Annotated in this window: 11 protein-coding genes and 1 tRNA gene; 5 read left to right on the top strand and 7 right to left on the bottom strand. The window is 70.3% G+C overall.

Features of this window, described 5'->3' with window-relative positions; translation table 11 throughout:
• Positions 1 to 55: 55 nt before the first annotated feature.
• The 3 genes from ACWFRU_RS22175 to ACWFRU_RS22165 form a co-directional block, all read right to left on the bottom strand.
• Entirely contained in the window at positions 56 to 787 is a 732-nt protein-coding gene (locus ACWFRU_RS22175; RefSeq protein ID WP_453689455.1) for a nucleotidyltransferase family protein, read from the bottom strand.
• 26 nt (positions 788 to 813) lie between these two features.
• Positions 814 to 1275: a hypothetical protein gene (locus ACWFRU_RS22170; protein ID WP_453689453.1), complete on the bottom strand. Its 462-nt coding sequence runs from the start codon at positions 1273 to 1275 to the stop codon at positions 814 to 816.
• 214 nt (positions 1276 to 1489) lie between these two features.
• On the bottom strand, positions 1490 to 2626 hold the full coding sequence (locus ACWFRU_RS22165) for an ABC transporter ATP-binding protein (RefSeq protein ID WP_453689451.1): 1137 nt from the start codon (positions 2624 to 2626) through the stop codon (positions 1490 to 1492).
• A 202-nt stretch (positions 2627 to 2828) separates the two neighbouring features.
• Between ACWFRU_RS22165 and ACWFRU_RS22160 the strand changes: the two genes are divergently transcribed.
• Positions 2829 to 2902 (top strand) — tRNA-Thr (locus tag ACWFRU_RS22160).
• A 58-nt stretch (positions 2903 to 2960) separates the two neighbouring features.
• Here ACWFRU_RS22160 and ACWFRU_RS22155 read toward each other — a convergent pair.
• The gene (locus ACWFRU_RS22155; protein WP_453689450.1) at positions 2961 to 4352 is read right to left on the bottom strand and encodes an NAD(P)/FAD-dependent oxidoreductase; all 1392 of its coding nucleotides are present in this window, start codon (positions 4350 to 4352) and stop codon (positions 2961 to 2963) included.
• A gap of 163 nt (positions 4353 to 4515) precedes the next feature.
• On the opposite strand from ACWFRU_RS22155, the gene ACWFRU_RS22150 reads away from it, so the two are divergent.
• Positions 4516 to 5277 carry a DsbA family protein gene (locus tag ACWFRU_RS22150; protein ID WP_453689448.1) on the top strand — a complete coding sequence of 254 codons (762 nt, stop codon included), beginning with the start codon at positions 4516 to 4518 and terminating at the stop codon, positions 5275 to 5277.
• Here the strand turns inward: ACWFRU_RS22150 and ACWFRU_RS22145 are convergent.
• A complete protein-coding gene (locus ACWFRU_RS22145) occupies positions 5255 to 5911 on the bottom strand; it encodes a rhomboid-like protein (protein ID WP_453689446.1) in 657 nt (218 codons plus the stop codon). The genes ACWFRU_RS22150 and ACWFRU_RS22145 overlap by 23 nt on opposite strands.
• On the opposite strand from ACWFRU_RS22145, the gene ACWFRU_RS22140 reads away from it, so the two are divergent.
• A complete protein-coding gene (locus ACWFRU_RS22140; RefSeq protein WP_453689444.1) occupies positions 5910 to 6833 on the top strand; it encodes an aminoglycoside phosphotransferase family protein in 924 nt (307 codons plus the stop codon). The two genes, ACWFRU_RS22145 and ACWFRU_RS22140, sit on opposite strands and share 2 nt — an antisense overlap.
• A gap of 46 nt (positions 6834 to 6879) precedes the next feature.
• A complete protein-coding gene (locus tag ACWFRU_RS22135; protein WP_453689442.1) occupies positions 6880 to 7365 on the top strand; it encodes an N-acetyltransferase family protein in 486 nt (161 codons plus the stop codon).
• A 37-nt stretch (positions 7366 to 7402) separates the two neighbouring features.
• On the opposite strand, the gene ACWFRU_RS22130 is transcribed toward ACWFRU_RS22135, so the two are convergent.
• Positions 7403 to 8584 carry an FAD-dependent oxidoreductase gene (locus ACWFRU_RS22130; RefSeq protein WP_453689440.1) on the bottom strand — a complete coding sequence of 394 codons (1182 nt, stop codon included), beginning with the start codon at positions 8582 to 8584 and terminating at the stop codon, positions 7403 to 7405.
• 114 nt (positions 8585 to 8698) lie between these two features.
• Here ACWFRU_RS22130 and ACWFRU_RS22125 point away from each other — a divergent pair, with 114 nt between their 5' ends.
• Positions 8699 to 9424, top strand: a complete 726-nt coding sequence (locus ACWFRU_RS22125) for a pentapeptide repeat-containing protein (RefSeq protein ID WP_453689438.1) — start codon at positions 8699 to 8701, stop codon at positions 9422 to 9424.
• Positions 9425 to 9452: 28 nt separating this feature from the next.
• Here the strand turns inward: ACWFRU_RS22125 and ACWFRU_RS22120 are convergent, their stop codons facing one another.
• Positions 9453 to 9950 (bottom strand): hypothetical protein, encoded by a 498-nt coding sequence (locus ACWFRU_RS22120; protein WP_453689436.1) that lies wholly within the window; start codon positions 9948 to 9950, stop codon positions 9453 to 9455.
• Positions 9951 to 10120: the final 170 nt, after the last annotated feature.

Raw genomic sequence — 10120 nt, 5'->3', positions numbered from 1 at the left:
GCCCCGCACAGACACTGTGCGGGGCCCCGTCGGCGTATACGGAAGGGCGGGGGCCTCAACCCTGCTGGGCCGCCAGCTCCTTGGCGGCCTCGGTGAGGTCCTTCGCGGTGTCGATCGCCCGCCAGTACGCGCCCTGCGGCAGCGGGAAGCCCGCCAGGCTCTTCTCACGGGCCAGACGCGGGAACGTGGTGCGCTCGTGGTCGCCGCGGTCCGGCAGGAGTGCGGTGAACGAGGCGGAGAAGACGTACACGCCCGCGTTGATCAGATACGGGGACGGCGGGGACTCGATGAAGTCCGTGATGTGCCCGAAGGCGTCCGTCTCGACGGCGCCCCACGGGATGCGGGGGCGGGCCAGGGCGAGGGTCGCGGTGGCGTCGCGCTCGGCGTGGAAGGCCGCCATGTCGCGCAGCGAGAAGCGGGTCCAGATGTCGCCGTTCGTCGCGTACCAGGGGCGGTCCGCGTGCGGGAGGTGGCGGGCGGCGTACTTCAGGCCGCCGCCGCGGCCCAGCGGTTCGTTCTCGACGACCGTGGTGACGTTCAGGGGGAGGTCCGCCGACTCCAGCCACTCCTGGAGCACTTCGGCGAGATGGCCGCAGGAGACCACGGCGTCCGTCACGCCCTCGGCCGCGAGCCAGGAAAGCTGATGGCCGATGATCGGGGTCCCCGTGCCGGGGATCTCGACCATCGGCTTGGGCCGGTCGTCGGTGTACGGACGGAGGCGCGAGCCCTGGCCTCCGGCCAGGACGACGGCCTGCGTGGGTCTGTGAGCGTGAGGGTCGCCGGTCATGCCGGAAACCCTACGTGCCGGCCCGATCAGCCGTTCTGATGGGCGGCGGCGACGCCCGTCGCGAAGGACGTGTCGCAGACCGGGCGGGCATACGACTGCGCGCGTGTCGGGCCGTACGCCCGGACGGCCGCGCGGCCGAGGGCACGGGCGATGGAGACGCAGTGCCTGGCGAGCGACGGGTGGCGGTTCACCTCCTGCTGGAGGTGCGTGAGCGCGACGCCCGGGTTCTTCTCCTGGAGCTCCAGGAGCAGCTTGTCGCGCAGGATGTCCTGCGCGGCGCGGGACTTGGCCGGCTTGGAAAGATTGTCGGCGGATGCGGTGAGCATCGAATCCGAGGAGTTCCCGGACCAGTTGACGCTGGTGACCGCGAGGGTCCCGGAGAGCACCAGCATCACGGGCAGGACGAGAGCGAGCGTGCGGCCGATGCGTCGGGCGGGGCCCCGGTGGGCTCGGCGCGGCTTCTGGGTGTAGTTGGCGGAGTGCGTCACGCGAGTGAGCGTAGCGCTCGGTGATGATTTGGCGACATTACGTCACTCGGTCGAGCGACGGAGAATGAGGTTTTTTTGGAGCGGTGTTGACGGGCTCGAGGTGAAATGACCGGTCTGCCGGGGTATTTGTCGACAACGCGAGCGCACGCGAAGGGCCCCGCACCGAGGTGCGGGGCCCTTCGTCTGCTCAGGCTCGTCCGGCCATGTCCGCAGGTCAGTCGCTGAGGCGCTCGCCCGTCGACGTCGAGAACACGTGGATCTCACCCGGACGCGGCACGACGTGCAGCTGCGTGCCCTTCTCCGGGACCCTGCGGCCGTTCACGCGGACCACGAGGTCCTTGTGCTCGCCGCCGACCTCCGCGGAGCCGTAGACGTACCCGTCGGCGCCGAGCTCCTCGACGACGTTCACGGAGACGGCCAGACCCGCCGGGGCGTCCTCGGTCTCCTTCGAGAGGGACTTCGCCGTGGCGCCGTCCTGCTCGACGATGTCGAAGTGCTCCGGGCGGACGCCGACCGTGACCGTGCGGTCGCCCTTGTCGGCCGCGGCGGACAGCGCCTCGCGGTTGACCGGCACGACGGAGTTGCCGAACTTCACGCCGCCGTCGGTGATCGGGACCTCGACGAGGTTCATGGCGGGGGAGCCGATGAAGCCGGCGACGAAGAGGTTGGCCGGGCGGTCGTACATGTTGCGGGGGCTGTCCACCTGCTGGAGGAGCCCGTCCTTGAGCACGGCCACGCGGTCACCCATGGTCATGGCCTCGACCTGGTCGTGGGTGACGTACACGGTGGTGATGCCGAGGCGGCGCTGCAGGCTGGCGATCTGCGTACGGGTGGAGACACGCAGCTTGGCGTCGAGGTTCGACAGCGGCTCGTCCATGAGGAAGACCTGCGGCTCACGCACGATGGCGCGACCCATGGCGACACGCTGGCGCTGACCACCGGAGAGCGCCTTCGGCTTGCGGCCGAGGTACTCGGTGAGGTCGAGGATCTTGGCGGCGTCCTCGACCTTCTGGCGGATCTCGGCCTTGTTGACGCCGGCGATCTTCAGGGCGAAGCCCATGTTGTCGGCGACGGTCATGTGCGGGTAGAGCGCGTAGTTCTGGAACACCATGGCGATGTCCCGGTCCTTCGGCGGCAGGTGCGTGACGTCGCGGTCACCGATGCGGATGGCTCCGGCGTTCACGTCCTCCAGGCCCGCGAGCATGCGCAGGGAGGTGGACTTTCCGCAGCCGGAGGGACCGACGAGCACGAGGAACTCGCCGTCCGCGACGTCGAGCTGAAGCTGGTCGACGGCGGGCTTGTCGCCACCCGGATAGATGCGGGTCGCCTTGTCGAACGAAACAGTGGCCATGGTGAGGGCCCCCTTCACCGGCAGGAACGTGCCGGACGATCCGTTGTAAAGAGAGGAGTGGTGTAGTCCACCTGAGTGAACTGCTCGGACGGTACCCCGGGGGGGACGGATCTGTCAGTAGTCCTGCACCCGCGACCTTCGAGGAAATTTTCGACGGGGGCACATGCGGCGTTGGTTACACTGCTCGGGCACACCGCTGCACGCCTCCTTAGCTCAGATGGCCAGAGCAACGCACTTGTAATGCGTAGGTCGTCGGTTCGAATCCGACAGGGGGCTCACCTGGAACCCCAGCTCAGACCGCTCTGAGCTGGGGTTCTGTTGTTCAGTGGAGGGGTCAGTGGCGGCCCGATACCTTGTCCGCCCACTGGGCCAGGCGGGATGACTGTGCCGTGGGGGTCGCCAATTCGTTGTGGTCTGCTTTGCGGTACGTCGCGTACATGCTGTGGACCGCCAGCCAGCGCAAGGGTTCCGGTTCCCATTTGCGGACCTTGTGGTTGACCCAGGGGAGGGCCGTGAGGTCCGTGGGGCCTGCCTGGCCCGAGTCCTGTTGGACCAGGTCGCGCAGGGTGCGGGCCGCCAGGTTGGCGGTGGCCACGCCGGAGCCGACGTAGCCGCCCGCCCAGCCGAGGCCCGTCGCGCGGTCCAGGGTGACCGTGGCGCACCAGTCGCGGGGGACGCCGAGGACGCCGGACCAGGCGTGGGCGATCTCGACTCCGGCCAGTTGCGGGAAGAAGCGGGTCAGGATCTCGCGCAGGGCCTCGATCGTGGCCGGTTGGGTGCGGCCGTCGTTGTCCGTCTTGGAGGCGTAGCGGTACGGGACGCCTCGGCCGCCCAGTGCGATGCGGCCGTCCGCCGTGCGTTGCGCGTACATGTACGCGTGCGCCATGTCGCCCAGCGTTTCGCGGCCCTCCCAGCCGATTGACTCCCATTGGGTGGCAGAGAGGGGTGCTGTTGCGATCATGGAGGAGTTCATGGGGAGCCAGGTGCGGCGTTGGCCCTTCAAGGACGCCGTGAAGCCCTCCGTGCAGCGCAGGATGTAGGGGGCGCGGACCGTGCCGTACGGAGTGATCGCGTGCTTCGGCTTGATCTCCGTGACCGGTGTCGATTCGTGGATCGTGACGCCCAGGGACTCGACCGCCGCCGCCAGGCCCTTCACCAGTTTCACCGGGTGCAGGCGCGCGCCGTGCGGGGTCCAGGTGGAGCCGACGGCGCCCGCGACGCGGATGCGGTCGGCCGTCTCCCGGGCGCCGTGGAGTGTGCGTTCCTTCTCGCCGTACGCGAGTTCCGTGGCGTGGAACTCCTTCAGGCGCGCCAACTGGGCGGGCGTGTACGCCACTTCGAGTACGCCGCCGTGGTGGATGTCCGCGTCGATCCCTTCCGCCTTCGCCGTCTCGATCACCTCGGTGACCGTTTCGTTCATGGCTTCCTGGAGGCGGACCGCGGCCTCTTTGCCGTGCAGGCGTGCGTAGCGGTCGCGGCCCGCGATGCCGTTGTAGAGCCAGCCGCCGTTGCGGCCGGAGGCTCCGTAGCCGCAGAACTTCTGTTCCAGGACGGTGATACGGAGGAAGGGGGCGGCCTTCTTCAGGTAGTACGCGGTCCACAGGCCCGTGTAGCCGCCGCCGACTATGCAGACGTCGGCACTCTCGTCGCCAGGCAGGGGTTCGCGGGGGGCCGGGGTGCCGTGGTCCGCATACCAGTGCGAGATACCGCCGTTGATCGTGCTCATGTGCGGGACGTTACTGCGCTGGTGGGGGCTTTGGGGAGGGGGTTGGGGAGGGGTCTTGGGGAGGCGCCGGGGGAGGGCTGGTCCGATACGTTGGTGCGGCACGTGGCGATGTTGAGGCGCGATGTTGAAGCGGCACGTGCCGAGATCCAGGAGGACTGTTCAGATGGCCGTACGCAAGGCCGGGCGCATCGTCGCCGCGGTGGCCGCCACCGCACTCGTCGCCGGGGGCGCAGCCGCCTGCGGGCCCGAGGACCTCACGGGCGGGAGCGGGAGCGACGACAAGGGGGCGTCGGCTTCGGCGTCCGCCTCCGACGGCGGCCCCGCGGCGAAGCAGCCGTCGGCCGGTACGGACGCGCTCGCCAAGGTGCCCGCCTCGGTGAAGGGCGGTGTGATCACGGTCGGCGACCCGAAGGCCGGGCACACGGTCAAGCTGTACGAGGACGCGCGCTGCCCGATCTGCAAGAAGTTCGAGGAGACGGGTGCGCAGGCCCTGGTGAAGCCGGTGGCCGAGGGGAAGGTGAAGGTCGAGTACACGCTCGCCTCGTTCCTCGACAAGAACCTCGGTGGCAGCGGTTCGGTGAACGCGGCGAACGCGCTGCGGGCCTCGGTGGACGCGGGCAAGTTCCCGCAGTTCCACGCCGCGGTCTTCGCCAACCAGCCCGAGCGCGAGACCGAGGACGCCTTCACGCCTGCCTTCCTGCTGAAGATCGCGGACAACGTGGACGGGCTGCGGGGCGCCGAGTTCGACAAGGCGGTGAAGAAGGGCTCGTACAAGGGCTGGGTCGGTGAGGCCATGCAGGCCTTCACCGACGACGGCATGCAAGGCACGCCGACCGTCGTCATCGACGGCAAGAAGGCGGAGAGCAATTCGCTGTTCGATCAGGACGCGTTCGCCAAGGAGCTCAAGGCTTCCGGGATTTCTTGAGCGGGATTGTCCTCGGTGCCGGGCGTACGGTGCTCCGGGTCAGCGGGTGGCAGGCGAGGCCGATCAGGACCGCCGTGAAGTGGCCCAGGTCGGTGAAGGTCCTGCCGGTGATCAGCGGAGTGCCGTACACGGCGAGGACGATCAGCAGGTACGCGTGTCTCCAGGGGCTCGGCACCCAGTAGGTGAGGACCGCCACCACGCCCGCGAGGGCGTAACTCACGCCTACGTCCAGGGTGTTGACGGCGGACGTCGGGGCCGCGCCGTGGCGGATCGCGAGGGCGAGTACGCCCTCGCTGATGAGCGTGGCCATGATGTGCGCGCCCGCGGCCACCGCGAGCCAGCGGGCGGTGCCGAGCCACCGCTCGGCGGTGGCGTGGAAGAGGGTGTAGAGCACGGCGTACGACAGCCAGGTGCCGCCGTCGGTCCAGAACGCGCTGGCGACCAGGACCCGGACGGGGTTCTGCGACAGCTCGTGAATGTTCGTGGAGCGCTGGAGCAGGAAGTCCCTCTCGAACTCCGGTGACATGTGGTGCATCGCGACCGTCGTGACGAAGAGGACCGCGAGCCAGATGTACGTGCCGGGGGCGCTGCGGACGTAGGCCCGCACCGTTCGTGTGGCCCGATTAATCCCCATGCGGCGATTCACGCACGCCGGTAGCGTCGCCGGCGTGATCGACATTCGTATTCCGGACGGGCTGATCGAGTCGCAGCACCTGTACGCGGGGGAGCCGGGCCGTGCCTTCATCGCGGCGCTGCCCGCGCGCGTGGCGGAGTTCGTCGAGCGGTGGGACCTGCGGGTCGACGGGCCCTCGATGCACGGCATGGCGGCGCTCGTGCTGCCCGTGGTGCGGCGCGACGGCACTCCTGCCGCGGTCAAGTTCCAGCTTCTGGACGAGGAGACCGAGGGGGAGCCGGTGGGGCTCCGGGTGTGGGACGGCGACGGGGCGGTGCGGTTGCTGGATCACGACGAGGGCACCGGCACGATGCTGCTCGAACGCCTCGACTCCGGGCGGATGTTGTCGACGGTGGAGGACACCCACAAGGCGGTGCTCGTCATCGCCGAGCTGCTCGCACGGCTCACGTCCGTGACCGCGCCTGCGGGGATGCGGCGGCTCGCGGACATCGCGGCGGAGATGCTCGACGATCTGCCGGATGCGCTGAAGGCGATCCCCGACCCGGCCGAGCGGGCGCTCGTGGAGCGGTGCGGGGGCGCGATGCGGGAGGTCCTGGGGGAGCCGGGGGAGCAGCTGCTGCACTGGGACCTGCATTTCGAGAACGTCCTGGCGGCCGAGCGTGAGCCGTGGCTCGCCATCGACCCGAAGCCGCTGGCCGGGGACCCGGGCTTCGACCTGTGGCCCGCGCTCAACAACCGTTTCGAGCCGGGTGACGTGCTGTGGCGTTTCGACGCGATGAGCGAGGTGCTGGGCCTTGACCGTGGGCGGGCCCGGGCGTGGACGCTGGGGCGGGTGCTGCAGAACGCCCTGTGGGAGATCGAGGACGGGCGGCCGGTGGACGAGGAGGATCTGGAGGTGGCGCGGCGGCTCCTGTCACGGTGACGATGACGACCTGCTGTGCGGCGCCGGACCGTCGTACTCTGCCGCCATGATTCGTACCGCCACTCCTGCCGATGTCCCCGTCATCCACGCCATGGTCCGCGACCTCGCCGAGTACGAGAAGGCGCTCGACGAGGCCAGGGCCACCGAGGAGCAGCTGCGTGAGGCGCTCTTCGGCGAGCGGCCCGCCGCGTTCGCGCACATCGCCGAGGACGATGCCACGGGGGAGACCGTCGGGTTCTCGCTGTGGTTCCTGAACTTCTCCACGTGGCGTGGGGTGCACGGGATCTACCTGGAGGACCTGTACGTACGGCCGGAGGCGCGCGGCGGCGGGCACGGCAAGGCGCTGCTGACCGAGCTCGCGCGGATCTGTGTGGAGCGGGGTTACGAGCGGCTCGAATGGTCCGTGCTCGACTGGAACGAGCCGTCGATCAACTTCTACAAGTCGCTGGGCGCGCTGCCGCAGGACGAGTGGACCGTCTACCGGCTCACCGATGGGGCACTGGCGGGGCTGGGGGCCGCCGCGGCGGAGTGACGGGGTCCGCCGCGGGGTGACGGGTCCATCCCGTGACTCATGCGGACTTGAGGTCGAGCCTCGTGGAGGTGAGGGCTAGTGTCACCGCCTCCAGCGCGCTGTTGAAGGAGACCTCGGAGAGCAGGCCGGGCGCCGCGACCTGGTCCCCGGCCAGGTAGATCCCGTTGCCGCGGTCGATCGCCGGGCGGTCCCGCCAGGTGGTGCCGGGCAGGTCGACCGCGCCGGTGCGGCCGTTGGACACGGCGTCGCGGCGCCAGACCAGGCGGTCGCGCCAGCCGGGGAAGCCGAGGTCGAGCAGGTGGTCGGCGCGGGCCACGCCGTCCGCCTTGGACTCCTCGGGGGCGAGCGGGAGCTGGCCCTGGATGAGCTCCTGTCCCGCGGGGGCGAGGCTTCGGTCCTGGGTGGTGAACCGTTCGATCCAGCCGGTCCCGTCCAGGTCGGAGATCGCGAACGGGTCGCCCTTGCGGGAGGTGAGGGCCACGTCGACGAGGGCCGTGCGGGCGCTGTCCCAGCGCAGGCCGTCGTCCTGGAGCAGGTGGCGTGCCGCGGGCAGTGACGTGGCGACGACGACCGGCCCCTTGGCGCAGAGCGGGGCGAGGGAGTCGACGCGGGACAGCGTCTCCACCCGTACGCCCAGGTTCCAGGCGTGTGTCGCCATGCGGTCGATGACCGAGCCCCAGCCGCCGCTCGGGTAGTGCGCCTCCGGGGGCAGCTTCGTGGCGCGGCGCAGGCGCTCGTGCACGAACCTGGCGGAGAGGGAGCCGGGGTCGTGGTGGAACGTCGCCACGGCGATGTAGTGAGCGGCGGCGCGTGCGCCTTCCTCGCCCACCTCGCCGGTGGCCCACGTCATGAAGTCCTGGTCGACGGGCGCCTGTTCGGCCTTGCGGCGCAGGAGCTTCAGCATGGCGAGGGGCGGGGTGCGGCGCAGCTTGCCCTGGTGGTGGAGGCGGAGCCAGGTGCCCTCGATGGGCGGGATGGAGGCGAGGGGGCCGATGAGGTCGCGCTGCTTGAGCCAGGTCCAGTGGGGGCCGCCGTTGTAGAGGGCGTGCGGGCCTTCGTTCGTGCGGTACGGGCCTTCGGCGGTGCGGGCCCGGCCGCCGAGGGTGTGGTGGGACTCGTGGAGGGTCACGCGGGCGCCGGACTCCGCGGCGGTGATGGCCGCGGTGAGGCCTGCGAAGCCGCCGCCGATGATGGTGATGGTGGTGCGCTGAGTGGGCATGTGGCTGGGCTCCTGCCGTGGTCGGTGCGTTCACTCGGTACGACGGACGGGGGTGCCCGGGATGTGACATGGGGGCGCGGCGGTGTTGTCAGTGGGTGGGTGCACGATGGGCGCATGGGACTGCGGGATGGACAGCGGGATGGGCAGCGGGGGCGTCAGAGGGACACGGACGCGGCGGGGGTGAAGAAGGCTCGGCGGCCCGAGGTGCGGCTGCCCGCGCTGCGGGGGTTCGGTGAGCTGGGGCTCGGCGGGGGCGAGCTGGAGCCCGACGGGGATTACGACGGGGTCGAGTTCCGGGACCTCGACCTTTCGGGGCAGGACGGCGGGGGAGCCCTGTTCCTGGACTGCGCGGTGACGGGCTGCGGGGTGACGGAGACACGGCTCAGCCGGGCGCGGTTCGTGGACTCGGTGCTGACGGAACTGCGCGGGGTCGGCACGGAGCTGGTGGAGGCCTCGCTGCGGGACGTGGAGGTGGTGGACGCGCGGCTGGGGGGTGTTCAGCTGCACGGGGGTGTGCTGGAGCGGGTGGTCGTGCGGGGCGGGAAGATCGACTATCTGAACCTGCGGAAGGCCCGGCTGAAGGACGTCGTCTTCGAGGGCTGCGTGCTGGTGGAGCCGGACTTCGGGCAGGCGGCCCTTGAGCGGGTGGAGTTCGTGGGCTGCGTGCTGAAGGGGGCGGATTTCAGCGGCGTGCGCATGAAGGACGTCGACCTGCGGGAGGCGGCCGAGGTGGACATCCTGCGGGGGATCGACTGCTTGGCGGGGTCGGTGATCAGTACGGCCCAACTGATGGACTTGGCACCGGCGTTCGCCGCGCAGGTCGGCGTACGGGTGGACTAGCGTGCCTGCGCCCCCTCCCCGGGGGCGTCTATGCCCGGGGGAAACGGGACTGGAGCGTCCAGATCGCCGGGTTCTCCGCGAGCGGCTCGTGGAGGTCCGTCAGGTCGGCCAGGAGGTCCTGGAGGAAGTCCCGGGCCTCGCGGCGCAGCTCGGCGTGGGAGAACGTGAGAGGGGGTTCCTCCGCCTGCATCCAGTCCGCCTCGATGTCCACCCAGCCGAAACGGCGGGTGAACAGCATGCGGTCCGTGGACTCCGTGAAGTCGAGCTCGGCGTACTGGGGGCGCGACGCCCGGCTTCCCAGGGGGTCCTGGTCCAGGAGCTCGACGATGTCGCACAGGGCCCACGCGAAGTCGAGCACGGGAACCCATCCCCAGGCTGTGGACAGCTCCCGGTCCGCCTTCGTGTCCGCGAGATACACGTCCCCGCAGAACAGGTCGTGCCGCAGCGCGTGGACGTCCGCACGGCGGTAGTCGAACTGCGGGGGGTCGGGAAAGCGGTGGGAGAGGGCGTAGCCGATGTCGAGCACGTGGTCGATGGTGTCACGGGCCGGGGGCCTTGGCCGCCGCTGCTCCTTGGCCGGGGGCCTTGGATGCCGCTGCTCCGTGGCCGGGGGCCCTGGGCCGTCACTCTTGGCCCGGAGCCGTGCGTCGCTGCTCAGCCGGGGACCGTGAGCCGTCGCTCCTGGCCGGGTGCCTT

Source organism: Streptomyces sp. NPDC055099 (assembly GCF_053607685.1).
Note: the sequence above shows the minus strand (reverse complement) of the source record. Positions and strands in the feature narration are given on the sequence as shown.

Excerpts from the sequence above, each read along its gene's own strand:
- ACWFRU_RS22175 (WP_453689455.1), bottom strand. The coding sequence starts at position 787 with ATGACCGGCGACCCTCACGCTCACAGACCCACGCAGGCCGTCGTCCTG.
- ACWFRU_RS22165 (WP_453689451.1), bottom strand. The coding sequence starts at position 2,626 with ATGGCCACTGTTTCGTTCGACAAGGCGACCCGCATCTATCCGGGTGGC.
- ACWFRU_RS22155 (WP_453689450.1), bottom strand. The coding sequence starts at position 4,352 with ATGAGCACGATCAACGGCGGTATCTCGCACTGGTATGCGGACCACGGC.
- ACWFRU_RS22150 (WP_453689448.1), top strand. The coding sequence starts at position 4,516 with ATGGCCGTACGCAAGGCCGGGCGCATCGTCGCCGCGGTGGCCGCCACC.
- ACWFRU_RS22140 (WP_453689444.1), top strand. The coding sequence starts at position 5,910 with ATGCGGCGATTCACGCACGCCGGTAGCGTCGCCGGCGTGATCGACATT.
- ACWFRU_RS22145 (WP_453689446.1), bottom strand. The coding sequence starts at position 5,911 with ATGGGGATTAATCGGGCCACACGAACGGTGCGGGCCTACGTCCGCAGC.
- ACWFRU_RS22135 (WP_453689442.1), top strand. The coding sequence starts at position 6,880 with ATGATTCGTACCGCCACTCCTGCCGATGTCCCCGTCATCCACGCCATG.
- ACWFRU_RS22130 (WP_453689440.1), bottom strand. The coding sequence starts at position 8,584 with ATGCCCACTCAGCGCACCACCATCACCATCATCGGCGGCGGCTTCGCA.
- ACWFRU_RS22125 (WP_453689438.1), top strand. The coding sequence starts at position 8,699 with ATGGGACTGCGGGATGGACAGCGGGATGGGCAGCGGGGGCGTCAGAGG.